The organism is Brachybacterium saurashtrense, assembly GCF_003355475.1.
In the GTDB taxonomy this organism is placed as follows: Bacteria; Actinomycetota; Actinomycetes; order Actinomycetales; family Dermabacteraceae; genus Brachybacterium; species Brachybacterium saurashtrense.
Genome location: NZ_CP031356.1, coordinates 1,441,888 through 1,465,426, shown reverse-complemented (window position 1 = coordinate 1,465,426; position 23,539 = coordinate 1,441,888). Strand labels below are relative to the sequence as shown.

Annotated in this window: 20 protein-coding genes; 15 read left to right on the top strand and 5 right to left on the bottom strand. The window is 73.7% G+C overall.

What is annotated here, in order from left to right; translation table 11 throughout:
- Positions 1–94: 94 nt before the first annotated feature.
- The 10 genes from DWV08_RS06645 (at position 95) to DWV08_RS06600 (ending at position 9,461) form a co-directional block, all read left to right on the top strand.
- Entirely contained in the window at positions 95–2,311 is a 2,217-nt protein-coding gene (locus tag DWV08_RS06645) for an ATP-dependent DNA helicase RecG (protein WP_115413079.1), read from the top strand.
- Position 2,312: 1 nt separating this feature from the next.
- Positions 2,313–2,894, top strand: coding sequence for a 16S rRNA (guanine(966)-N(2))-methyltransferase RsmD (gene rsmD, locus DWV08_RS06640; protein WP_115413078.1), 582 nt, complete (start codon positions 2,313–2,315; stop codon positions 2,892–2,894).
- 369 nt (positions 2,895–3,263) lie between these two features.
- The gene (locus DWV08_RS06635; protein WP_241237369.1) at positions 3,264–4,880 is read left to right on the top strand and encodes an HNH endonuclease signature motif containing protein; all 1,617 of its coding nucleotides are present in this window, start codon (positions 3,264–3,266) and stop codon (positions 4,878–4,880) included.
- 33 nt (positions 4,881–4,913) lie between these two features.
- A complete protein-coding gene (locus DWV08_RS06630; protein WP_115413077.1) occupies positions 4,914–5,483 on the top strand; it encodes a GNAT family N-acetyltransferase in 570 nt (189 codons plus the stop codon).
- Between the two features lie 32 nt (positions 5,484–5,515).
- Entirely contained in the window at positions 5,516–5,896 is a 381-nt protein-coding gene (locus tag DWV08_RS06625; protein ID WP_115413076.1) for a DUF3224 domain-containing protein, read from the top strand.
- A gap of 42 nt (positions 5,897–5,938) precedes the next feature.
- The gene (gene coaD, locus DWV08_RS06620; RefSeq protein WP_115413075.1) at positions 5,939–6,430 is read left to right on the top strand and encodes a pantetheine-phosphate adenylyltransferase; all 492 of its coding nucleotides are present in this window, start codon (positions 5,939–5,941) and stop codon (positions 6,428–6,430) included.
- A 28-nt stretch (positions 6,431–6,458) separates the two neighbouring features.
- Complete coding sequence (locus DWV08_RS06615) at positions 6,459–7,043, top strand: YceD family protein (RefSeq protein WP_115413074.1); 585 nt, start codon at positions 6,459–6,461, stop codon at positions 7,041–7,043.
- Positions 7,043–7,795 (top strand): ribonuclease III, encoded by a 753-nt coding sequence (rnc, locus tag DWV08_RS06610; protein ID WP_115413073.1) that lies wholly within the window; start codon positions 7,043–7,045, stop codon positions 7,793–7,795. The genes DWV08_RS06615 and rnc overlap by 1 nt, the downstream gene beginning before the upstream one ends.
- A gap of 4 nt (positions 7,796–7,799) precedes the next feature.
- Positions 7,800–8,771, top strand: a complete 972-nt coding sequence (mutM, locus tag DWV08_RS06605; RefSeq protein ID WP_115413072.1) for a bifunctional DNA-formamidopyrimidine glycosylase/DNA-(apurinic or apyrimidinic site) lyase — start codon at positions 7,800–7,802, stop codon at positions 8,769–8,771.
- Between the two features lie 60 nt (positions 8,772–8,831).
- Positions 8,832–9,461, top strand: coding sequence for a response regulator transcription factor (locus DWV08_RS06600; RefSeq protein WP_115413071.1), 630 nt, complete (start codon positions 8,832–8,834; stop codon positions 9,459–9,461).
- Between the two features lie 27 nt (positions 9,462–9,488).
- On the opposite strand, the gene DWV08_RS06595 is transcribed toward DWV08_RS06600, so the two are convergent.
- From DWV08_RS06595 to DWV08_RS06575, 5 genes are read right to left on the bottom strand one after another with little or no spacing between them, the layout of a single operon-like run.
- Entirely contained in the window at positions 9,489–10,622 is a 1,134-nt protein-coding gene (locus DWV08_RS06595; protein WP_115413070.1) for an ATP-binding protein, read from the bottom strand.
- Complete coding sequence (gene cydC / locus DWV08_RS06590; RefSeq protein WP_115413069.1) at positions 10,619–12,322, bottom strand: thiol reductant ABC exporter subunit CydC; 1,704 nt, start codon at positions 12,320–12,322, stop codon at positions 10,619–10,621. The genes DWV08_RS06595 and cydC overlap by 4 nt, the downstream gene beginning before the upstream one ends.
- A complete protein-coding gene (gene cydD / locus DWV08_RS06585) occupies positions 12,319–14,040 on the bottom strand; it encodes a thiol reductant ABC exporter subunit CydD (RefSeq protein WP_115413068.1) in 1,722 nt (573 codons plus the stop codon). The genes cydC and cydD overlap by 4 nt, the downstream gene beginning before the upstream one ends.
- Positions 14,041–14,052: 12 nt before the next feature.
- Positions 14,053–15,135 carry a cytochrome d ubiquinol oxidase subunit II gene (gene cydB, locus DWV08_RS06580; RefSeq protein WP_162801514.1) on the bottom strand — a complete coding sequence of 361 codons (1,083 nt, stop codon included), beginning with the start codon at positions 15,133–15,135 and terminating at the stop codon, positions 14,053–14,055.
- Positions 15,136–15,154: 19 nt separating this feature from the next.
- Positions 15,155–16,711 carry a cytochrome ubiquinol oxidase subunit I gene (locus tag DWV08_RS06575; protein WP_115413067.1) on the bottom strand — a complete coding sequence of 519 codons (1,557 nt, stop codon included), beginning with the start codon at positions 16,709–16,711 and terminating at the stop codon, positions 15,155–15,157.
- Positions 16,712–17,155: 444 nt separating this feature from the next.
- On the opposite strand from DWV08_RS06575, the gene DWV08_RS06570 reads away from it, so the two are divergent.
- The 5 genes from DWV08_RS06570 to proB all read left to right on the top strand — a co-directional run bounded on the left by DWV08_RS06570 (position 17,156) and on the right by proB (position 23,526).
- Entirely contained in the window at positions 17,156–19,915 is a 2,760-nt protein-coding gene (locus DWV08_RS06570) for an Rne/Rng family ribonuclease (RefSeq protein ID WP_115413066.1), read from the top strand.
- Between the two features lie 237 nt (positions 19,916–20,152).
- Positions 20,153–20,461 carry a 50S ribosomal protein L21 gene (rplU, locus tag DWV08_RS06565; protein WP_115413065.1) on the top strand — a complete coding sequence of 103 codons (309 nt, stop codon included), beginning with the start codon at positions 20,153–20,155 and terminating at the stop codon, positions 20,459–20,461.
- 36 nt (positions 20,462–20,497) lie between these two features.
- On the top strand, positions 20,498–20,752 hold the full coding sequence (gene rpmA / locus DWV08_RS06560) for a 50S ribosomal protein L27 (RefSeq protein ID WP_115413064.1): 255 nt from the start codon (positions 20,498–20,500) through the stop codon (positions 20,750–20,752).
- A gap of 102 nt (positions 20,753–20,854) precedes the next feature.
- Entirely contained in the window at positions 20,855–22,384 is a 1,530-nt protein-coding gene (gene obgE, locus DWV08_RS06555) for a GTPase ObgE (RefSeq protein ID WP_115413063.1), read from the top strand.
- Positions 22,381–23,526: a glutamate 5-kinase gene (proB, locus tag DWV08_RS06550; RefSeq protein WP_115413062.1), complete on the top strand. Its 1,146-nt coding sequence runs from the start codon at positions 22,381–22,383 to the stop codon at positions 23,524–23,526. Before obgE ends, proB begins: the two co-directional genes overlap by 4 nt.
- Positions 23,527–23,539 lie beyond the last annotated feature (13 nt).

The following is a 23,539-nucleotide window of genomic DNA, read 5'->3' as shown; positions in this document are numbered from 1 at the left end:
GGAGTCCCTCACGATGTCCCGGGGCAGTGGCACGATGGGACCGCGCAGGTCGCACCGCCCGCGGCCGCACCGTCGAGCACGAGGAGAGGTCCGCATGGCCAGGAGGCAGGAGTCCGCCCCCGGCTCGATGCCGCTCTCGGAGCTGCTGATCACCAAGGAGTCCCGGGCGATGGCCTCCTTCGGGGTGCGGGACCTGGACACCATGATGCGCTTCGCCCCGCGGCGCTACGTGGTGCCGGCGCCGCTGCGCTCCCTGCGCGAGCTCCACCAGGGCGAGGACGTCAGCGCGATCGTCGAGGTGGAGTCGGTGCGCGATCGCGCGATGCGCAGCCGCCACGGCTTCATCCTCGAGGTCACCGTCACGGACGGCACCGAGTCGCTCCCGCTCACCTTCTTCCTCAGCGCGCAGGGGCAGGTGCAGTGGCACCGGGGCCGGCTCCCGGTGGGGGCGCAGATCCTGGTGCGCGGCACCGTGGGCTACGACGACTACCGCGGCGCCCTCCAGATCGCCCACCCGGACTACGAGCCGGTGGAGGACACCGAGCAGGGCCGCGCCTGGGCGCAGCGCCCCCGCCCGATCTACCCCCTGCGCAAGAACATCGCCCAGCAGACGATGGGCTCCGCGACGGCGAAGGGGCTGGAGTACACCGCCTCCCTCTCCCGCCCGGTGCCGGCCGCGGTGCTCTCCCGGCGCGGCATCCCCCCGATCGACGAGGCGGCGCGCCTGGTGCACCGCCCGCTCACCGTCGAGGACGTGCGGCGCGGCATGGCCCACCTCCGCTACGAGGAGGCGTTCGTGCTGCAGGCGATCTTCGCCCAGCGCCGCGCCCAGGACGAGCGCACCCCCGCCCCGCAGCTGCGCGCCGAGGGGCCCCTGCAGCAGCTCTTCGACCAGCGCCTGCCGTTCACCCTCACGGACGGCCAGCGAGGGGTCGGGGATCGCCTCGCCGAGCGGATCGGGAACGGCCACCCCACCAGCGCCCTCCTGCAGGGCGACGTCGGCTCCGGCAAGACGGTCATCGCCCTGCGCGCGATGCTGCGGGCCGTCGACTCCGGCCATCAGGCCGCGCTGCTCGCCCCCACCGAGGTGCTCGCCGAGCAGCACCACCGCACCCTCACCGGGCTGCTGGGCGAGCTCTCCCGCGCCGGGCAGCTCGACGCCCATCCCGAGGCCACGCGGGTGCGCCTGCTCACCGGCTCGCAGCGCACCTCCGCCCGTCGCGAGACCCTGCTGGACGTCACCTCGGGGCAGGCCGGGATCGTGGTGGGCACCCACGCCCTGCTCACCGAGGGGGTGGAGTTCGCCTCCCTGGGGCTGGTGGTCATCGACGAGCAGCACCGATTCGGCGTCGACCACCGCCGGCGCCTGCGCGCCAAGGGGCCGCAGGGCATGAATCCGCATGTGGTGGTGATGACCGCCACTCCCATTCCGCGCACCGCGGCGCTCGCGACCGTGGGCGATCTGGACGTCCTCACCCTTACCGAGAGTCCCGGCCGCCGCGCCGGGGTGGAGAGCCACGTGGTCCACGAGCAGCTGCCCGCCTGGGAGCAGCGCATGTGGCAGCGCGCCGGCGAGGAGATCCGGGCCGGGCGGCAGGTGTTCGTGGTCTGCGCCCGGATCGACGAGGACGAGGCCGACGCCGCCCCCGCCGCGCCCGCCCCGGACGAGGACGGCGCGAGTGCCGGCTCCGGTCTCGAGCCCGCCCGCGGCGTCACCCAGACCGCCCAGCGCCTCGCCGAGCGCCCCGAGCTGGCCGGTGCCCGCCTGGGCATCCTCCACGGCCGCCTCACCGGCGAGGAGAAGCAGCAGGTGATGGAGCAGATGGTGCGCGGGGAGATCGACCTGCTGGTCTCCACCACGGTGATCGAAGTGGGGGTGGACATCCCCAACGCCTCGGTGATGATCGTGCTGGACGCCGAGCGCTTCGGCGTCTCCCAGCTCCATCAGCTGCGCGGACGCGTGGGCCGCGGGGAGCATCCCGGCATCGCCTTCTTCGACACCACGGCCGTGGTGGACGAGGAGCACTCCCAGCATCTGCGCGCGATCGCCGAGGCGCCCGACGGGTTCGCCCTCGCCGAGCTCGACCTGCGCCGCCGCGGCGCGGGTGATCTGGTGGGGCAGGAGCAGTCCGGGCTGCAGCGCACGTTGAAGCACCTCGACGTGGTGCGCGACGCGCGCGCGATCGAGCAGGCCCGGGAGGACGCCTTCGCCCTGGTCGCCGACGATCCGGATCTGACCGCCCACCCCGATCTCGCCGGCGCCGTCGCGAACCGGCTGAGGGACGCCGACCCCGACGTGGAGAGGAGCTGACATGCCGCGCATCATCGCCGGCCGCCTGGGAGGGCGCACGATCCCGGGCCCTCCCGGCAACGGCACCCGCCCCACCTCGGACCGCGTCCGCGAGGCGCTGTTCAGCAGGCTCGACGGCTGGGACGCGCTCGCGGGCACCCGCGTGCTCGATCTCTACGCCGGCACCGGGGCGCTCGCCTTCGAGGCCCTCTCGCGCGGCGCCGCCCACGCCGTTCTGGTCGAGCTCCACGGGCCGACGGCCCGCCAGCTGCGTCGCACGGCCGTCGAGCTCGGTCTCGACGCGCAGGTGGACGTGCGCGCCGGCAAGGCGGCCGCCGCCACGACGGGTCTGGACGGCCACGGCGCGACCCTGGTGTTCCTCGATCCGCCCTACGACGTCCCGACCGAGGAGCTGGAGCGCCTGCTCCTCGCGCTCCGGCCCGCGCTCACCGATGACGCCCTGGTGGTCCTCGAGCGCTCCTCGCGCAGCCGGCCCGTCACGTGGCCCGCGGGCTGGGCCGACGACGGCACCAAGACGTACGGCGAGACCGTGTTGCAGTTCGGCGGGCCGGTCGTCGAGGAGGACGGCGCCGCGGAGGAGTGAGCAGGGCTCGACCGCCTTGTGGCGCGCCGTCCACAGCATTCCCTGACCTCTTGCGAAATGCCACAGACTTTGCATCGCGCGGTGTCCAAGGGAAATCGTCGGAGTGCGGCGTGCCTGCCCGTCCGTGAGCTCCGATCGCAGATGTGCTTTTCGACCTTTCCTCCACACCTGCGGGTTACCCACATTCTGGGGCGGATATCCGAAAAGGGTCGCATTTATCGAGCCTCTGTTCTAAAATAGACGGCAGGACGATGTGGTGTCGAACGTGTGTGCGAGTCTTCGCGATCGCTCACTCCACCGACACCACCGCCGCCCACAACATCACCACAGGACGACATCGCCACAGGACGACACCCCGAAGGAGGCACCATGGGCGACCGCACCGAGACCGGCGCGACCACGTCGCCCGTGTGTCCCGCGCCGCCCGGCGCGGCGGAGGGGCCGCCCCGCAAGGACGTCCGCGCCCGCCGGGCCCTCACCGCCGCCGCTCTCGTCGAGCGCGCCGAGGTCGCTCCGCGCACACCCGAGGCGGAGACCGTGCTGCGCATCCACCGGCGTCGCCGCGAGCAGCATGCCGCCTTCTACGTCGCCGAGGTGCGCGACCTCGCCTCGCTGTGGAGCGAGGAGGACGACGGCGACGAGAAGGCCCTCCACGCCCTCGCGGCCGCGGCGGGGCTGCGCACGAAGCTCGGCCGCGGCGAGGACCGCCTGCGCGACGCCCACATCGCCCTCACCGACCTGCCCGGATGCTTCGCGCGGGTGGCCGCCGGGGAACTTCCGGTGGACTGGTTCGAATGGCTCCTCCGCAGCGTCCTGCGTCTCACCGCCCACCAGCGACGACAGGTCGACGAACGTGTCGCCGCCTGGGAGCTCGACGCGATCGACGTGGAGCGCTTCTATCGCGAGCTGCGCCTGCTGATCGACTGGTTCGGGCGCGCGGCCGTCCGGGAGACCCCCGAGGAGCGCCGCGCGGTGCATGTCCGTCCCTCGCCGGACGGCGACGGCACGGCCTGCCTGTCCGTGGTGGGCCCGGCGCCGGAGATCCTCGCTCTCGGGCGGCGGCTCGATGCCGCCGCGCGCGCCGTCCAGGATGCCCAGCGTGGCGCTCTCGAGACCGGTGCGCCGCTCCCCTTCGACCTCGACGGCGAAGCCCTCCGGCAGCAGCGCCACCTGCCGCTGGCCGCGCTCCGCTACGCGATCATGACCCGCTCCGCGCTCGAGACCGGCGCCGTCGAGGTGCCGGAGCCGGCCTTCCGCCTCTCCGTCGTCGTCCCGGTGCTGTCCCTGCTGGGGCGCTCGCACGCCCCGGCCACCCTCGACGGCACCGTCCCGATCCCCGCCCGGATGGCGCGGCAGCTGGTCGCCTCGGCCCCGACTTTCGAGCGGGTGCTGGTCGACGCCGCCACCGGGGACTACCTGCCCGCCGCGTCCCGCACCTACCGCGTCAGCCACGCGATGGCCGAGAACCTGCGCCTGATCGATCCGGTCTGCGCGGTGCCCGGCTGCGCGCGCAACGTCATGACCATCGGCGAGAACGACCACATCGAGGAGTTCGACCTCGAGCATCCCGCCCGGGGAGGGCCCACCACCATCGCGAACCTCCACCGGCTCTGCCGCAGCCACCACCGGATGAAGACGGCCGGCCTGCTCGATCCGGAACGTGACGAGACCACCGGGGTCACCCGGTGGAGGATCGGCAACGCCGCGGTGAGCGAGGTGCGGCGCGACGGCGATCTCGTCACCCGCGAGCTCGCCGAGCGCCTGGAGGAGGCGTGGGACGCGTATCTCACCGACCTCGTGTTCGAGGACCTCGTGCGACGCGGCGAGTTCGACGAGACGCCGCAGGAGCGGGCCGAGCACGCGGAGGAGCAGCGCTGGGGCGAGCACCTCATCGACTACTGGTCCCGGCCCGACACCGGCGGCCCGGACGATCCCGGACCGCCCGGCCTGGAGCTCGTCGGCGGCGGCGCCCCACCTCCGTTCTGACCGCCCGTGCGGCCACCGCGCTAGCCTGGCGCGGTGACCCGCACCCTCGCCGACCTCGACTGGCCACTCCACACCGCACACCTCACCCTCCGACCGGGACGCAGCGAGGACGCCGAGGCCGTCTGGCCCTGGTACCGCCTGCCCGCGGTGCAGGAGTACACGACCACCCTCAGCCTCACCCTGGCCGACCACCAGGCGTGGTGGGACCGCACCCTCGACAGTTGCGTCGTGGGAGAGCAGGAGGGCCGGATCGTCGCCGCCGGGAAGGTCGAACGACAGGACGCCTGGTCCCAGGACGACGTGCGCGCACAGGCCGCCGGGCAACAGGCCGAGATCGGCTGGGTGCTCGACCCCGCCGTGCACGGCCGCGGGCTCGGCACCGCCTTCGCCGCCGCGCTGCGCGACATCGCGCTCGAGGGCCTTGGGGTGCGCCGCATCGAGGCGGGCTGCTTCGCCGAGAACCGCGCCTCCCGCCGCGTCATGGAGAAGATCGGGATGCGGCTCGAGGGCGTGTTCCGCGAGGATTCCCTACACCGCAGCGGCCGCTGGCTCGACGGGGCGAGCTACGCACTGCTCGCGAACGAGCGGCGTCCCCGCCGTTGAACCTCCCCGCCGCCCGGGCGGAGACTGGGCCCATGGCCGCGCTCACCGGAACCTTCACCGTGCAGATGACCCCCGCCGCACCGCTCCCCGGTGCCGCATCCCGCTTCGACCTCGTCAAGACCTGGAGCGGCGATCTCGACGGCACCTCCCGCGGCACGATGCTCACCGCCGGTGACTCGGCCGGCGGCAGCGCCGGCTACGTCGCCACCGAGATCTTCGAGGGCCGGGTGGGCGGCCGCAACGGCACCCTCACCCTCCAGCAGCTCGGCACCATGACCGCAGGTGACCCCGCCCTGCAGTACGTGATCGCCCCCGGCTCCGGCACCGGCGAGCTCAGCGGCCTCACCGGCACGCTCGAGATCGGCGAGATTGACGAGGACGGCGTGCACCGGGTGACGCTCGCGCTCGACTGAGCCCGCGGCGGACGAGGGCGGGAGAGCCACTACAGTGGCGCCATGAGCACCGTCGTCCTGCCCGGCTCGTTCGATCCCTTCACCCTGGGGCATCTCGATCTCACCCGCCGGGCGGTCGCCCTCGGCCACCAGGTGATCATCGCCGTCTCCCACAACCCCTCCAAGAAGGGCCTGCTGGGACTCGAGGCGCGCACCGGTGCGATCACGCAGACCCTCGACCGCGAGCAGCTGCGCGACAGCGTCGAGGTGCGCACCCTGCCGAAGGGCCTGCTGGTGGACTTCTGCCGCGAGGTCGGCGCCGGCGCCGTCGTGCGCGGTCTGCGCTCCCAGCTGGACCTCGCCTACGAGGAGCCGATGGCGAGGATGAACCAGCACCTCGCGAGCATCGACACCGTCTTCCTGCTCACGGACTCCTCCCTCGCCCACATCTCCTCCTCGCTGGTGCGCGAGGTGCACGCCCTCGGGGGTGACGTCTCCGACATGCTCCCCGGCCCCTCCCTGGACGCGCTGCGGGCCGCGCCCGCCGTATCCTGAACTGTCCCCACGATCGAAGGAGCCCGCGATGACCTCCGAGAACGACTCCTCCACGGCGCTCGACGCCGCCCTGCGCTTCGACGCGGTCGACCTCGTCGGCCGCACCGGATCCCACCGCCACGTGGAGCGCACCGTGCCCGCGCCCGCCCGCGAGGCCGGCGGCCTCGCGATGCAGGTCGCCGAGGGCGAGGAGATCGCCGTCGAGGCGGAGCTCGAATCGGTGGTCGAGGGCATCTACGCCCATGGCACCGTCGCCGCGCTGCTGACCGGTGAGTGCTCCCGCTGCCTCGACCCGGTCGAGCAGGACGTGCGCGCCCGGCTCGACGAGCTGTTCATGTACCCCGAGAAGGTGCGCGCCGACGAGGAGGAGGACACCGTCCTGCTCGAGGACGACCAGGTGAACCTCGGCCCGCTGGTGCGCGACGCCCTGGCGATGGAGGCCGAGGAGCGCCCCCTGTGCCGCGAGGACTGCCCGGGCCTGTGCGCCCAGTGCGGATTCCGCCTGGAGGACGATCCGGAGCACCACCACGACGTCATCGACGACCGCTTCGCGGCGCTGAAGGGCCTGTTCGACGACGACGCCGCCGACAGCAGCACCGAGGGGAAGGCCTGATGGCGCGCAGGCGCCGCGCCACCGAGGCCGCCGCCGCCTCGGGACTCCTGCAGCGCCTGCCGCTGGACGGTGCGCAGAGCGAGGACCTCACCGCCTCCGGGCTGCTCGACCTCGCCCTCACCCACCGCTCCTACTCCTACGAGCACGACGGCCTGCCCCACAACGAGCGGCTCGAGTTCCTGGGCGACGCCGTGCTGCAGCTCGCGGTCACCGAGCACCTCTACGCCGCCCATCCCTCCCTGCCCGAGGGGGATCTCGCCCGTCGCCGCGCCGCGACGGTCTCCACCCGGGCGCTCGCCGTGATCGCCTCGAAGCTGGACCTCGGCGCCTACGTGAAGCTGGGCCGCGGGGAGGACCTCACCGGCGGGCGGGCCAAGGCCTCGATCCTCGCCGACACCACCGAGGCCGTGATCGGCGCGGTCCACCTCGCGCTCGGCCAGGACGTCTCCCGCCGCTTCGTGCTGGATCTGCTGCGCCCGCTGCTGGACTCCGACGAGTTCCTCGAGGCCGGGTACGACTTCAAGACCCGCCTGCAGGAGATCGCCGCCGCGGAGGGCGCCACCGTCACGTACACGATGGCCGAGTCCGGCCTCGAGCACGAGAAGGTCTTCACCGCCACCGCCACCGTGCCGAACGTGGTCACGGCCCGCGGCGACGGCGGCTCGAAGAAGGACGCCGAGCTCGCCGCCGCGCAGAACGCGGTGCGCGCCGTGCTCTCCGAGCGCGGCGAGTCGCTGATCCCGCGGGGCTGAGAACGTGCCCGAGCTGCCCGAGGTGGAGGTGGTGCGCCGCGGCCTCGCACCCCGCACCGTCGGCCGCACCGTCGCCGAGGTCGAGCTGCTCGACGCCCGCATCATCCGCCGCCAGGCCGGGGGAGCGGATCGGCTGCGCGCAGCCCTGGCCGGCACCACTCTCACCGCCCTGGTGCGTCGCGGGAAGTTCCTGTGGTGGCGGCTGGCGGATCCCGACGGCGCGGACACCGGCGAGGCGCTGATGGGCCACCTGGGCATGAGCGGCCAGCTGCGCGTGCGCGCGAGCGGCGAGGCCCCGGCCCTCGCCCCGGCGCCGGCCTCCGCGGGGCCGGCCTCGGATCCGCTGCGCCACCGCCGCCTCTCCCTCCACCTCGACGACGGCACCCGCATCGACCTCATCGACCAGCGCCTGTTCGGCGGCCTGTGGACGAGCGAGCTGGTGGACGCGGCCGACGGGCGGACGGCCGCGCTGGGCAGCCCCGACGCGCTGCTGCCCGCCGAGGCGGCCCACATCGGCCGCGACCTGCTCGACCCCGCACTGGACCTCCCAGCCGCCGCCCGCGCCCTGCGCGCCCGGCGCGCCGGGATCAAGTCCCTGCTGCTGAACCAGCAGCTGGTCTCCGGGATCGGGAACATCTACGCCGACGAGGCGCTGTGGGCGGCGCGCGTGCGCTACGACACCCCCGGCGAGGTGCTCAGTCAGCGCAAGGCGCTGCAGCTGCTGCGCGAGGCCCGCACCGTGATGGAGCGGGCGCTGGAGGTGGGCGGGACCAGCTTCGATGCGCTGTACGTCAACGTGGACGGGCGCAGCGGCTACTTCGCCCGGAGCCTCAGCGCCTATGGGCGCGAGGGGGAGCCGTGCCCGCGCTGCGGGACGCCGCTGCGGCGCGTGGTGTCCATGAACCGCTCCAGCCACTTCTGCCCGCGGTGCCAGCGGCGCAGGACACCGGCCGTCGCGCCGTCCCCGGTGCGGTAGATTGAGGAGCGCCAGGATCCCTCGGGCGGACGCGCCGGACGACGTGAAGGAGAACGCTTCGTGACAGCGACCGGACAGGACGGCCCGATCCGCGTGATGCTGGTGGACGATCACGAAGTGGTGCGCCGCGGCATCGTCACCGCGATCGACGCCAGCGCGGCGCTCACGGTGACCGGGGAGGCCTCCAGCGTGGCCGAGGCGACGCGCCGGCTTCCCGCGATCCGCCCCGAGGTGCTGGTGGTGGACCTCCAGCTGCCCGACGGCACCGGCATCGACGTCATGAAGCGGGCCCGCGAGCTCGACCCGGCGCAGCGGATGCTGGTGCTCACCAGCTTCGACGACGACGCCGCGCTGCGGGAGTCCCGCGCCGCCGGCGCCGACGGGCTGATCCTGAAGTCCGCCCGCTCCCAGGAGATCGTCGAGGCGATCCGCACGGTGCACGCCGGGCGGGCGATCTGGCCCACCGACCACGTGGACGACGGCCCGGACCTCTCCGAATCCGATCAGCGGATCGTGGAGCTCATCGGGGACGGCCACTCCAACCGCGAGATCGCCGACGCCCTCGGCATCGCGGAGAAGACGGTGAAGAACCGGGTCACCGTGATCCTGCAGGCCTTCGGCATGCAGCGCCGCACCCAGGTGGCCGCGATGGTCGCCGCCCGGCGTCGCGCCGGCTGGAAGCCGCAGTAGGTCCCCGCCGCCTCGGCGTCGGGCCGCTCAGGCCGGCGGCAGCGTGACCCGCCAGGAGATCATCGTGCCCGGCTCCAGGCCCAGCGCGTCCACCCAGCCGGAGTGACGCCGCGCCCGCGAGGAGATGTTCGCCAGGCCGCTGCGACGCCGCACGGAGGGGTCGATCCCGCGACCGTTGTCCGAGACGTTCACCTGCACCACCCGGTCCACGCCCTCCGAGAAGAGGCTGATCGAGACCGCCACGGCGGTGGCATGCGCGTGGCGGGCGGCATTGGCCAGGCACTCCCGCACCACCGCGACCACGTCCTCGGCGATCTCCGGCGGCAGCTCCGCATCCATCTCCGCCGGGCGCGGGGGCAGGCGCATCGAGGGCACGAAGCCCAGCCCGGCCGTGGCCAGCCCCACCTCGCGGCGCAGCTGCTCGGTGAGCGTCGCCTCGGAGCGCTCGCGCCGCAGCGACTGCACGATCTGCCGGATCTGCGCCACCGCGTTCTCCACCCCCTGCACGGAGATGGCCACCGAGCTGCGGATCCGGGCGTTCGAGGGCGGTGCCCCCGGCGACTCCAGGGAGTCCACCAGCGCCTCCAGCTCCATGCCCACGGCGAAGAGCTCCTGGATCGCGAGGTCGTGGAGGTCCCTGGCGATGCGGCTGCGCTCGTCGTCGATCTCCGCGCTCGAGCCGAGGGAGGGGACGCGCAGGGTGAGCGCGACCAGGCCGGCGAGGGCGTCGAGCCGTTCACGGTCCGCGGCGGTGACGGGATCGGCCCCCTCCTCGCGCAGCACGGCGAGCAGACCGGTGCCCTGCTCGGCGGCGTCGACCGCGGCCAGCAGCGCCGGTCGCCGCGTGCCGTCCACGTCGAGGGCGTCGATCCCCTCCAGCGCGTCCGCGTCGGCGCGGCCCAGCGCCTCGCCGAGCGGCGAGTCCGGGGCGACGTCCTGGCCCAGCAGCGCGGGGGCGTCCGGGCCGTCCACCATCTCGATGCTCCACCCTGTGCCGCGCAGCGGCATCACCAGCAGCGCGCTGCGCGCGGAGAGGTCGCTGCGCGCCGAGTGCACGAGCAGCTCCAGCAGGTCCTCGGCGTCGCCGCCGGCGAGCACGGCCTCGGCGAGATCCTGCAGGCGGGGCCGGCCGGTGCGGGAGGGCGGGGTGCGGGGGCTCATCGGGTCTCCTCGAGGCGGAGGATCGGGGTGTCGGCGGGGACCGCCTCGACGCGGTGGGTGACCACCACGACGGTGCTGTCGGCAGGCACCAGGGAGGTGTCGCGGGGATCGAGCAGGGCGCGCAGCAGGGCGTCGCCGCGTGCGGTGTCCAGGTGTTCGGTGGGCTCGTCCAGCAGCAGGATCGGCCCGCGCCGCACCACGGCCCGGGCCAGCAGGAGGCGACGCCGCTCCCCGCCGGAGATCGTGGTGCCGTCCGGACCGAGCATCGTGTCCAGGCCCCGCGGCAGCGCCTCGAGCCAGTCGTCCAGGCCCACCGCGGAGAGGGCCGCGCGCGCGGTATCGTCCCCCAGGTCGCCCCGCACCACCCGCAGGTTCTCCCGCACGGTGGTCGCGAACACGTGGCCGTCCTCGGCGAACATCGTCACCCCGGCACGGATCTCGGGCACGCTCCACCCCGGCAGCGGCTCACCGTCGAGCTCGACCCGCCCCGCCAGCGGGTCCAGCAGTCCGGCGAGCGTGGCCAGCAGTGTGGACTTCCCGCACCCGGAAGGGCCCACCACGGCGAGCCGGGCCCCGGGCGGCAGCTCCAGGTCCAGCCCCGTCACACGGGGGGCGTCCGGGCTCCACCCCGCGGTGAGGCCGACGGCGCGCAGCGCTGCGGTGTGCGGGCGCTCCGGCGCGGGAGCGGGGGCGGGGTCGGGGGCATCGGCGGGGGCCGGCCGGTCGTGCACGTCGCCGCTCAGGGCGTCGAGCCGTGCGGCGGCGGCCCGGGAGCGGGCGAGCTGGGCGGCGGCCGCGGGCAGGGCGGTGACCGCCTCGAAGGAGGACAGCGGCAGCAGGAGCAGGATGCCGATCTGACCCGCGCTCGCACCGCCGTCCACCCACAGCGCCCCGGCGGCCAGCAGGGAGCCCGTCACGGCGAGGATCATCGCCAGCGGCACCGCGGCGGCGGCGACCGCGGCCGGGAGCGCCGCCCGGTCCAGGGCGAGGTCGTGCTCGGCCTGTCGGGTGCGCAGGGAGGCGACGGCGCCGTCCAGGCGCCCCTGCACCTGCAGCGCGGTCGCGTCGTCGAGGATCGTCAGCGCCTGCGCGCCCACCTGCGCGCGGGAGGTCACCACCGCCTGCTCGGCCAGGCGGGCGGCACGGTACGAGGCCCACGGCGCGATCCCGCTCGCCACCAGCAGCGAGACCAGCATCGCCGCGGCGGCCGGGAGGGAGAGCGGGGCGAAGGTGGCGAGCACCACCACCGTCATCACCGCTGCCACCAGCCCGGGCACGACCGCCGTGATCACGTGGTCACCGAGCTCCTGAGCGTCATCGCCCAGCCGGGAGAGCAGATCACCGCGGCGCAGCCGGGTCAGGCCGTCGTCCGTGCGGGCCGCCAGGGCGGTGAAGAGGTTCGTGCGCAGCGAGACCACGCCGCGCAGCGCGACGTCGTGGGTGAGCATCCGCTCCAGCCAGCGCAGCACGCCGCGGGACACCCCGAGCGCCCGCACCATGACCACCGCGACCGTGAGGTCCAGCACCGGCGGCATCGTCCAGGCCCGGGTGACCAGGTAGGCGGAGACCGCGGCCAGCGCGAAGGCGGAGGCGAGCGTGGCGCAGGCGGCGAGCACCGCGGCGAGCAAGCGGGCGCGCGGGATCTCCAGCGCCCCCACGGTGCGGCGCAGCGGGGAGGCAGGGGCGGTGAGCGCGCTCATCGGCCCGCCTCCACCCGGGCGACGTCGTCGGCGCACTCCACCAGGCGCGAGCGGTGCGCGATCACCACCACGGTGCGGCCCTGGTCGCGCAGCGTCCCGATCAGATCCAGCACCACCTGCTCGCTCGCCCCGTCCAGATGCGCGGTCGGCTCGTCGAGCACCACCAGCGGGGCGGGGGAGAGCAGCGCCCGTGCGAGCGCCAGGCGCTGACGCTGACCGAGCGAGAGCCCGCCGCCCGCCCGGCCCAGCTCCGTCTCCGCCCCGCGCTCGGCGATCACGCGATCCAGGCCCGTCGCGGCCGCGGCCGCCGAGAGCTCGGCCTCCGAGGCGTCCGGGCGGGCGTCGGCGAGCACGGCGCGGAGGGTGCCCGGGGGCAGCACGGGGCGCTGGGGGAGCCAGGCCACCTGGTCCCACAGGGTGCGACGGTCCAGCGACCGGACCGCGGTGACGGTGCCGTCGGCAGCGATCACCTCGGCGCGGCCCTCCTCCGGCTCCAGCAGCCCCAGCAGCACCTGCACCGCGGTGGTCTTCCCGGCGCCCGACGGGCCGGTCACGGCGAGCACCCGGCCCGGCCGCACCACCAGCTCGGCGCGGTGCGGGGCCCAGCCGTTCCGCGAGCGCACCGAGACTCCGCGCAGCGCGAGGCTCGCCCCGCGCAGGTCCGGGGCGGGCAGGTCGCCGTCCGGGACCACCGGCTCGTCCAGCACCTCGAACGCGGCGCCCACCGCGGCCAGCCCGTCGGTGGAGGCGTGGTAGCGGGCGCCCACGGCCCGCAGCGGCAGGTACACCTCGGGCACCAGCACCAGCACCGCCAGCGCGGGCTCCAGCGGCATCTCCCCGTACACCAGGCGCATCCCGATGCTCACCGCCACCAGCGCCACGCACAGCGTGGCCAGCAGCTCCAGCACCATCGAGGAAAGGAAGGCGTAGCGCAGCGACCCCATCGCGGAGGCGCGGTGGCGCTCCCCGAGCCGGCGCACCACCGCCTCCGGCCCCCTCTCCCGGCCCAGCGCCCGCAGGGTGGGCAGCCCCTCCACCAGATCCAGCAGCTGGGACCACAGCGAGCGCATGTCCGCCAGCAGGCGGTCCGAGCGGCCCACGGTGAGCTTCCCGACCAGGACCATGAACAGCGGCACCAGCGGCAGCGTGACCCCTGCGATGACGGCGCTGAGCGGGTCCAGCAGCGCGATCGTGAGCAGCGCCAGCGGGGTCACCGTGAGCGTGAGCACCAGCTGCGGGACATAGCCCACCAGGTACGGGCGCAGCTTCTCGATCCCGGTGGTGGCCAGCGCCGTGAGATCCGCCCCGCGTCCGGCGCCGCCGCGAGGGCCCAGCCGGGCGGCATGGGCCACGATCCGGGTGCGCAGAGCACCGATCGCCGCCGTCGCGGCGCGGTGGGCGGTGGCCTCCTCCACCAGCACCGCGACGGCGCGCACCGCGAGCGCCCCCACCAGCACCGCCAGCAGCCCCGGGGCCTCGGCCGGCAGCGTGCGCTCGGTGAGCAGGCGCGCCCCCAGCCGCGCGATCACCAGCGCGGTGACGATCACGCACCCCGCCTGCACCACGCCGAGCGCGGCGGTGCGCGCCACGTGGCGGCGGGCCGCTCGCACCTCCCGCAGCAGGCGCGGGTCCAGCGGCGCGCGGCGCCGGCGCGGCGCCGCCGAGGCGTCGACGGCGGGCGCGTCGACGTCGGCGGGGGCGGTGGTGGCGGAGCTCATCGGGTCAGGCCGTCATTCCTGGGAGAAGGCGTCGCGGTAGCCCTTCCTCGCCCGTTCCAGCAGCTCGGCGCCGGGGGCGGGGGAGTCCTCGTCGGCGACCCGGTGCCGGAACACCCGGTACGTCCAGATCGTGTACGCGATCACGATCGGCATCAGCACGGCGAGGGCCACCAGCATCACCGTGAGGGTGTGCTCGGTGGAGGAGGCGTTGGCGACCGTGAGCGAGAGCGCCGGATCGTTGCTGGCCGGCATCACGTAGGGGAACAGACCGCCGAACAGGGCGATGGTCGCCGCCGCGATGGCGGTGGAGGTGGCGAGGAAGGAGAGCCCCTCCCGTCGGGCGCGGTTCAGCACCACCACGGCGAGCAGGGCGACGGCGGCGACGCCCACCGGCAGCAGCGTCCACCAGGTGTTCGAGTGCGCGAACTGGAACCACAGCAGGAAGGCGGCGCCGGCGAGGATCGTGGGCCACACCAGCACGCCCGCGAGCCGGGCCGCGTCCTCCCGCAGGCGCCCCTCGACCTTCAGCGCCAGGTACAGCGTGCCGTGCAGCCAGAACAGCAGCACGAACACCACCCCGCCCAGCAGGGCGAAGGGGTTCAGCAGCCCCAGCAGGGAGGTGGTCACCCAGCGGTTCTCGTCGATCCCCACCCCCGCGACGATGTTCGCGAAGGCCACGCCCCACAGCAGGGCCGGCGCGAAGCCGCCCAGCACGTGCACCGCGTCCCAGGCGGTGCGCCAGCGCGCGTCGTCCACCTTGTCCCGCCACTTGAACGCGCACACGCGCACGATGAGCACCAGCAGGAGCAGCAGCAGCGCCAGGTAGAAGCCGGAGAACAGCGTCGCGTACCACTCCGGGAAGGCGGCGAACAGCAGCGCGCCGCCGGTGATCAGCCACACCTCGTTGCCGTCCCAGACGGGGCCGATGGTCTTCAGGATCGTGCCGCGGGTGCCGGAGCCGCGCCGCCAGAAGGCGGCCACGTTCATCTGCACCCCGAAGTCGAAGCCCTCGAGCACGAAGTAGCCCAGGAAGAAGAAGCCGATGAGGGCGAACCAGAGGGCCTGCAGGGCCGTGGGGTCGAGCATGGCGTCCATGATCTGAACGGGTCCCTTCTCAGTAGTCGAAGGCGAGGGTGGGGGTGTCGAGTTCGTCGGTCTCCGGATCGCGCTGCGGCAGCGGCACGCCCTTCAGGGCGGCCTTGCGCATCATCTGGAACCAGATCACCGCGAGCACGCCGTACACCAGGGTGAAGGCGATCAGGCTGGTCGCGACCATCCAGGCGGGATGGCTGGAGACGGCCTGCATGGTCATCAGGCGCACGGTGGGGTCATCGGGGTTGGGGTGGACCACCCAGGGCTGGCGGCCCATCTCGGTGAACACCCAGCCCGCGGAGTTGGCGAGGAAGGGCATCGGGATCGCCAGCACCGCGAACCACTGGAAGGCGCGCGAGCCGGTGGTGCGGGCGTTCTCGCCGCGGCCGCGGGTCACCCATAGCGCCCACAGGGCGAGCACGCCGCTGAAGGCGGCCAGGCCCATCATGAGGCGGAAGGACCAGTAGGTGACGAACAGGTTCGGGCGGTAGTCCGCGGCGACCTCCTGGCCGTGGATGTCGGTGACGGTCTCGCCGAACTGCTCCTTGTACTGGGCGTTGAGATCGTCGACGCCCTGCAGGGTGGCGCCGGGATCGTTGGTGGCCAGGATCGCGGTGACGTACGGGATCTCGATCAGGTGGGTGACGCCGGAGCAGTCGGTGCTGAAGGCGTCCGGCCCGCCCACGGCGAGGATCGAGAACGGCGCGCTCTCCTGCGTGGTGCACAGCGCCTCGGCCGAGGCCATCTTCATCGGCTGCTGCTCGAACATCAGCTTCGCCTGGAAGTCCCCGGAGACCACCAGCACCAGCGCGGAGACGAACATGGCGACCACGCCGAAGCGCAGCACGGGGCGGAACAGCTGCCGGGCGGCGTGGTCGTGGTCCGCACCCTCGGCGGTGTCGCGGCCCAGCTCGTCGGCCCGGCGGTGGTGGCGCACCATGTGCCAGGCCGCGATGCCGGTGACGAACGCGGCGGCGACCAGCCAGGCCCCGGAGACGACGTGGGGGAAGGCGGCCAGGGTGGTGATGTTGGTGAGCACGGAGAGGATCGAGCCCTGGGAGGGGTCGAGCTCCGCGCGGCCCGTCTCGGGGTTCAGCATCGCGCCCACGGGGTGCTGCATGAAGGAGTTCGCGGCGATGATGAAGTAGGCCGAGAGGGTGGTGCCGAGCGCGACCGCCCAGATGGTGAGCAGGTGGATCCGCTCCGGCATCCGCCCCCACCCGAAGATCCACAGCCCCAGGAACACCGACTCGAGGAAGAAGGCGGCCAGGCCCTCCAGCGCGAGCGGGGCCCCGAACACGTCGCCCACGTAGCGGGCGTACTCGGACCAGTTCAGCCCGAACTGGAACTCCTGCACGATGCCGGTGGCGATGCCGATGCCGAAGTTCACGATCAGCATCGAGCCGAAGAACTTCGTCATCCGGATCCAGGCATCCTTGCGGGCCGGGTCCTTCGACCGCAGCGCGATGGTCTGCATCATGGCGACCATCAGCGACAGCCCGATGGTGAGCGGCACGAAGATGAAGTGGTACACGGTGGTGATGCCGAACTGCCACCGGGCGATGTCGAGGGCTTCCATCAGATCCTCCGAAGTGAATGACGCACTGTCGTGAAACCTACGGAACGGGGCGGGTGCGTCCGGGGACCATCGTCCTTCACCCCGCCGGGCAGGGCATCCAGGTGGTGGTCCCCGGGCGGGATCGGCGCCCCCCGGTGAGACCGGCGACACATCGGGGTGCCCGCCGGGCGGTCTCGGGGCGCGCATGTCCCACCGGGGTGCGCGGAGGCCCTGTGCCATACTGGCCGAGGCACTCTTCCGCCCCGTACCGGGTGGGAGAACCTCCCGGCGTCGTGACGTCGGAGCGCCGGTGACGCGGAGGACCGCGACCGCAGTGCTCCATGCGCGGCATCGCAGCGCTCCCCGCGGGGAGCTGCGCGACGGCGAGGGCTAGAGACTTCCGTCCCCAGGGACGATGACCAGACGGGACCAGGGTGCGCTGGTCCTCCAGAAGGAGACGGCCCTATGGCTGACAGCACCCACGACCCCGAGAACGACACCTCGCAGGAGAGCGCGGCGCAGCCGCCCGCGCGCCGCCGACGCCGCGCCGGGGCGCCCGCCGGGGCCCCGGCGTTCACCCCGCCCACCCTGCCCGCGCCGGAGAGCACCGGCCCCCGCACCGTCGTCGCCGCGCAGGACGCCGCCCCGGCGGAGCCCGCGCCCGCGCCCGCCGCGAAGCGGCCCCGCCGCCGTGCTGGCGCGCCCGCCGGTGCGCCCGTGGTGCCCGCCCCCGTCGCGGAGGAGCCGGCGCACGAGGACGCGCCGCAGGAGACGGCGCCGCAGGAGGCGGCGCCCCAGGCGGAGGCCTCGGCGGTCGAGGACGACAACCCCGTCGTGGGCGACCTGCGCGCCCTCGCCTCCGCGCGCGGCGCGGAGACCGCCCCCGAGCCGGCGGCGGAGGACGACGATCGCGCCCGCCGTCGCGAGCAGGTGCAGATGGACTTCGCCTCCCTGCTCTTCCAGGCCCCCACCCCGCAGCCGCGCACCACCGTCGCCCCGCAGGACGGCGCCCAGGGCACCGCCGAGATCTCCTTCGAGGACGTGGGCCGTGCCGAGGACGGCGAGGGCCAGGACGAGACGGAGACCGACGGCGAGGACGAGCAGTCCTCGCGGTCGCGCCGCAGCCGCAGCCGCTCGCGCCGCTCCGGCCAGCGTGACGGCGGCGCGGCCCAGGGCGGCGCCGAGCAGGCGCAGGAGCAGTCCGGCACCGAGGACGACTCCGAGGGCGACGCGGACTCCGACGACTTCGACGAGGGAGGCTCCGGCGGGTCCGGCGGCTCCCGTCGACGCCGGCGCCGCGGCGGGCGCGGTCGACGCGGCCGCGGACGCGGCGAGGACGACGCCGCGGGCTCCGAGGACGAGGGCCGGGACGGCGACGACGAGAAGGGCTCCGGCGCCGACGGCACCGACACGAACGGCGAGGACGGCGAGGACGGCTCGGGCGGGGACTCCGGCTCCGGGTCATCGAGCTCGTCCAGCTCGCGCCGGCGCCGGCGCCGCCGCCGCTCCGGCGGCGGGGGAGGCGGCGACGAGTCCGGCTCCTCCGATGATCCGCCCAACACCGTGGTGAAGGTGCGCGAGGCCCGCGACGAGGTCAAGGCCGTCAAGGGCTCCACCCGGCTCGAGGCCAAGCGCCAGCGCCGGCGGGAGGGCCGCGACAACGGCCGCAAGCGCAACGTCATCACCGAGGCCGAGTTCCTCGCCCGCCGCGAGTCCGTCAAGCGCTCGATGGTGGTGCGCGAGCGCCCCGGCCGCACCCAGATCGCAGTGCTCGAGGACGACGTGCTCGTCGAGCACTACGTCGCCCAGAAGTCCCAGACCTCCATGGTGGGCAACGTGTACGTGGGCAAGGTGCAGAACGTGCTGCCCTCGATGGAGGCCGCGTTCGTGGACATCGGCCGCGGCCGCAACGCCGTGCTGTACGCCGGCGAGGTGAACTGGGACGCCGTGGGCCTCGAGGGCCAGCCGCGCCGCATCGAGCTCGCGCTCAAGAGCGGTGACCCGGTGCTGGTGCAGGTCACCAAGGACCCGATCGGCCACAAGGGCGCCCGCCTCACCAGCCAGATCTCCCTGCCCGGCCGCTACGTGGTGTTCGTGCCCGGCGGCTCGATGACCGGCATCTCCCGCAAGCTGCCCGAGACCGAGCGCACCCGGCTGAAGAAGATCATGCGCCAGATCATCCCCGAGGACGCGGGCGTCATCGTGCGCACCGCCGCCGAGGGGGCGAGCGAGGAGGAGCTCACCCGCGACGTGGAGCGGCTGCGGGCGCAGTGGGAGAAGATCACCAAGGCGCAGAAGTCGAAGTCTGCGCCGGTCGCGCTCTCCCAGGAGCCCGACATCGCCATCAAGGTGGTGCGCGACGTGTTCAACGAGGACTTCACCTCCCTGATCGTCGAGGGCGAGAAGGTCCACCAGGACGTCCACGACTACGTCTCCGAGGTGGCGCCGGACCTGCTCGAGCGCGTCACCCGCCACGTGGGCGAGAAGGACGTCTTCGCCAAGCACCGCATCGACGAGCAGCTGCTGAAGGCGATGGACCGCAAGGTGTACCTGCCCTCCGGCGGCTCGCTGGTGATCGACCGCACCGAGGCGATGACCGTCATCGACGTCAACACCGGCAAGTTCACCGGCTCCGGCGGCACGCTCGAGGAGACCGTCACCAAGAACAACCTCGAATCGGCCGAGGAGATCGTGCGCCAGCTGCGACTGCGCGACATCGGCGGGATCATCGTCATCGACTTCATCGACATGGTGCTCGAGTCCAACCGCGACCTGGTGCTGCGCCGGCTCGTGGAGTGCCTGGGCCGCGACCGCACCAAGCACCAGGTCGCCGAGGTGACCTCGCTGGGCCTGGTGCAGATGACTCGCAAGCGGGTGGGCCAGGGCCTGGTGGAGACCTTCTCCACCACCTGCGAGCACTGCAGCGGCCGCGGCCTGGTGGTGGACGTGGACGGCGACCACCAGCACGGCGGAGGCGGCGGGAACGGCGGCGGCTCCGAGGACGGCGGGAAGTCCTCGCGCCGCCGCGGCGGGCGCCGCTCCCGCGGAGGCGCGAAGGACGGTGCCGAGGGCAGCGAGAGCGCCACCGAGGAGGCGCAGGGGGACGTGCACCGCCTGCAGGCCGACGAGGACAGCCGCGCCCAGGCCCGGGCCACGATCGCCTCGATCGCCGCCGCGTCCGGGAACCATGGCCACACCGAGTCCGACGCCCCTGCCGAGGGGTGACGCGTTCCACAGGGTGTGACCGCGTTCTCGCAGGTCGCGGCGTGTCCGGTGGTTGACCGGCAGGTCGCGGGATCGTAAGCTGTTCCTTGGCGCAGAACGCGTCGCAGTCGTGCTCTCGGTGGACATCGCCGACCGCATCTCCCGGTCCCGGCCGGTCGACGGTCGCAGGTCCGCGGTGACACCCGGCAGGGAGCGCGGCGCTCAGAGCAATTCCGAATCACAAGATGGAGCATTGACGTGGTGTACGCAATCGTCCGCGCAGGCGGTCGTCAGGAGAAGGTGTCGGTCGGTGACACCATCGTGATCAACCGCGTGGCAGGCGAGGCGGGCGACAGCATCGATCTCGCTCCCGTGCTGCTGGTCGACGGTGACACGGTCACGTCCGCCCAGGACGAGCTGGCCAAGGTGAAGGTCACCGCCGAGAAGGTCGAGGACCTCCGCGGCGAGAAGATCCGGATCCTCCGCTACAAGAACAAGACCGGCTACAAGAAGCGCCAGGGCCACCGCCAGGAGCTCACCCGGCTGAAGATCACGGGCATCGCCTGAGCGATCCCTTCGAACACGGAAAAGGATTGATTCCAGATGGCATCAAAGAAGGGCGTCAGCTCCTCCAAGAACGGGCGTGACTCCAACGCCCAGCGCCTCGGCGTCAAGCGCTTCGGCGGCCAGGTCGTCGGCGCGGGCGAGATCATCGTCCGCCAGCGCGGCACCAAGATCCACCCCGGTGACGGCGTGGGTCGCGGCAACGACGACACCCTGTTCGCGCTCACCGCGGGCACCGTCGAGTTCGGCCGCAAGCGCGATCGCCGCGTGGTCAGCGTCGTCGAGACGGTCTGATCGCTCGCCCCGCATGCCGGGGCACCCAGCGTCCTTCGAGGGGCGGAGCCGAACGCTCCGCCCCTCGAGGCTTTTCTCCCTCCCCAGCATCGGAGCACTCCCATGGCCACATTCGTCGACCGCGTCCAGCTGCAGGTCGTCGGAGGATCCGGCGGTCACGGCGCCGCCTCCATCCGTCGCGAGAAGTTCAAGCCGCTGGCCGGCCCCGACGGCGCCGACGGCGGCCGCGGCGGCGACGTGATCCTCGAGGTCGACGCCTCGACCACCACGCTGCTGGAGTACCACCACCGCCCGCATCAGCGCGCCACCGGCGGCGGCTTCGGCAAGGGGGACCTGCGCCACGGCGCCCGCGGCGAGGACCTCGTGCTGCCCGTCCCGGACGGCACCGTGGTCACCGACGAGCACGGCACCGTGCTGGCGGACATGATCGGGATCGGCACCCGGTACGTGGCCGCCCGCGGCGGCAGCGGGGGCCTCGGCAACGCGGCGCTGGCGAACACCAAGCGCAAGGCCCCCGGCTTCGCGCTGCTGGGCGAGCCCGGGCAGGAGCGCACCCTGGTGCTCGAGCTGAAGTCCGTGGCGGACGTCGCGCTGGTGGGCTTCCCCAGCGCCGGGAAGTCCTCCCTGATCGCGGCGATGAGCGCCGCGCGCCCCAAGATCGCCGACTACCCCTTCACCACGCTGGTGCCGAACCTGGGCGTGGTCGAGGCGGGGCAGCACCGCTACACCGTCGCCGACGTGCCCGGCCTCATCCCGGGCGCCAGCCAGGGCAAGGGCCTGGGGCTGGACTTCCTGCGCCACATCGAGCGCTGCCACGTGATCGTGCACGTGCTGGACGCCGCCTCCCTGGAGTCGGAGCGCGACCCCGTGGGCGACCTCGCCACCATCGAGGGCGAGCTCGCCGCCTACGCCGCGAGCCTCGACGAGCAGACCGAGGGGCGCGTGCCGCTGATGGAGCGGCCCACCGTGATCGTGCTGAACAAGACCGATCTGCCCGACGGCGAGGACATGGCGGACATGGTGCGCGCGCAGCTCGCCGAGCGGGACGTGCCCGTGCTCGACGTCTCCGCGGTGTCGCGCAAGGGCCTGCGCGAGCTCGCCTACACCCTGGGCGAGCTCGTGGAGCAGGCCCGCGCCGCGCTGCCCGCCCCCGAGGCCGCCCCGATCGTCATCGCGCCGAAGGCCGTGGACGAGAAGGGCTTCGCGGTGGTCACCGAGCAGTACGAGGGCGGCACCGCCTTCCGCGTGCGCGGCGACAAGCCCGAGCGCTGGGTGCGCCAGACGGACTTCACCAACGACGAGGCCGTGGGCTTCCTCGCCGATCGGCTCGCAAAGCTCGGCGTCGAGGACCAGCTGTACGCCGCAGGGGCCGTGGCCGGCTCCACCGTGCTGATCGGCCCGGGGGACGACGCGGTGGTGTTCGACTGGGAGCCGACGATGGTGGGCGGCGCCGAGCTGCTGGGCCGGCGCGGCACCGACGACCGCCTCGAGGACCACCACCGCCCCACCCGCGAGACGAAGAAGGCCCAGCAGCGCGAGCGCACCGCCGCCCGCATGGACCGCCTCGCCGCGATGGAGGCCGAGCGGCGGGCCGGGCACTGGTCCGATCCGACCGACGACGGCATGCGATGAGCGTCGCGGAGCTGCGCCAGCCGGAGCGGCTGGCCACCCGCGCCGCTCTTCCCGGCGCCCGCCGCCTGGTCGTGAAGATCGGCTCCTCGAGCCTCACCGACGCCCGGGGCCGCCTCGACGAGGAGAGCATCCGGCACATCGCGGATGTCGCCGCGACTCTCGCCGCGGGCGGCACCGAGCTGGTGATCGTCTCCTCCGGTGCGATCGCGGCGGCGCTGGGCCCGCTGGGCCTCGCCGAGCGGCCCGCCGAGGTGGAGCTGCAGCAGGCGGCCGCGAGCGTGGGCCAGGCGCTGCTGGCCACCGCCTGGCAGGGCGCCTTCGCCCGGCACGGCCTCATCACCGGGCAGGTGCTGCTCACGGAATCGGACGTCATCCGTCCGCAGACCTACCGCAACGTGCGCACCGCGCTGGAGGCCCTGCTCACCCTGGGCACCGTACCCGTGGTCAACGAGAACGACACCACCGCCACCCACGAGATCCGCTTCGGGGACAACGACCGGCTCGCCGCGCTGGTCGCGCAGCTGCTCGGCGCCGACGCGCTGATCCTGCTCACCGACGTCGACGCGCTGTACACGGCGCCGCCGCGGGAGCCCGGCGCCGAACGCATCGGCGTGGTCGACGACGTGGCGCGCCTGGCCGGGGTGAACATCGGCTCCGTGGGGTCGAAGGTGGGCACCGGCGGGATGGTCACCAAGCTCTCTGCCGCCCAGCTCGCCTCCACCACCGGCACCGCCGCGCTGATGACCTCCGCCGCGTCCTTCGCCGCCGCGCTCGCGGGCGAGGACGTGGGCACCTTCTTCCCTGCCCATCACGGGCGCCGACGCTCGCGCCTGGTGTGGCTGCGCTTCGCGACCCGCGGCGCCGGCACCCTGCACCTCGACGAGGGCGCCGCCCGGGCAGTGCGCAGCGGGCGCCGCTCGCTGCTGGCCGTGGGCATGCACGAGGTGGAGGGCACCTTCCCGGCCGGGGTGCCGGTGGACGTCGCTGCGCCCGACGGGACCGTGATCGCCCGTGGGCTCACCTCCTTCTCCAGCGACGAGCTGCGCGCGATGGCAGGACGCGGCACCGACGAGGCGCGCGAGCACCTGGGGGAGCGGTTCCGCCGCCCCGCGATCCACCGTGACCAGCTGGTGGTGCTCTGAGCCGCTCTCCCGG

Excerpts from the sequence above, each read along its gene's own strand:
- DWV08_RS06645 (WP_115413079.1), top strand. The coding sequence starts at position 95 with ATGGCCAGGAGGCAGGAGTCCGCCCCCGGCTCGATGCCGCTCTCGGAG.
- rsmD (WP_115413078.1), top strand. The coding sequence starts at position 2,313 with ATGCCGCGCATCATCGCCGGCCGCCTGGGAGGGCGCACGATCCCGGGC.
- DWV08_RS06635 (WP_241237369.1), top strand. The coding sequence starts at position 3,264 with ATGGGCGACCGCACCGAGACCGGCGCGACCACGTCGCCCGTGTGTCCC.
- DWV08_RS06625 (WP_115413076.1), top strand. The coding sequence starts at position 5,516 with ATGGCCGCGCTCACCGGAACCTTCACCGTGCAGATGACCCCCGCCGCA.
- coaD (WP_115413075.1), top strand. The coding sequence starts at position 5,939 with ATGAGCACCGTCGTCCTGCCCGGCTCGTTCGATCCCTTCACCCTGGGG.
- DWV08_RS06615 (WP_115413074.1), top strand. The coding sequence starts at position 6,459 with ATGACCTCCGAGAACGACTCCTCCACGGCGCTCGACGCCGCCCTGCGC.
- rnc (WP_115413073.1), top strand. The coding sequence starts at position 7,043 with ATGGCGCGCAGGCGCCGCGCCACCGAGGCCGCCGCCGCCTCGGGACTC.
- DWV08_RS06595 (WP_115413070.1), bottom strand. The coding sequence starts at position 10,622 with ATGAGCCCCCGCACCCCGCCCTCCCGCACCGGCCGGCCCCGCCTGCAG.
- cydC (WP_115413069.1), bottom strand. The coding sequence starts at position 12,322 with ATGAGCGCGCTCACCGCCCCTGCCTCCCCGCTGCGCCGCACCGTGGGG.
- cydD (WP_115413068.1), bottom strand. The coding sequence starts at position 14,040 with ATGAGCTCCGCCACCACCGCCCCCGCCGACGTCGACGCGCCCGCCGTC.
- cydB (WP_162801514.1), bottom strand. The coding sequence starts at position 15,135 with ATGGACGCCATGCTCGACCCCACGGCCCTGCAGGCCCTCTGGTTCGCC.
- DWV08_RS06575 (WP_115413067.1), bottom strand. The coding sequence starts at position 16,711 with ATGGAAGCCCTCGACATCGCCCGGTGGCAGTTCGGCATCACCACCGTG.
- DWV08_RS06570 (WP_115413066.1), top strand. The coding sequence starts at position 17,156 with ATGGCTGACAGCACCCACGACCCCGAGAACGACACCTCGCAGGAGAGC.
- rpmA (WP_115413064.1), top strand. The coding sequence starts at position 20,498 with ATGGCATCAAAGAAGGGCGTCAGCTCCTCCAAGAACGGGCGTGACTCC.
- obgE (WP_115413063.1), top strand. The coding sequence starts at position 20,855 with ATGGCCACATTCGTCGACCGCGTCCAGCTGCAGGTCGTCGGAGGATCC.
- proB (WP_115413062.1), top strand. The coding sequence starts at position 22,381 with ATGAGCGTCGCGGAGCTGCGCCAGCCGGAGCGGCTGGCCACCCGCGCC.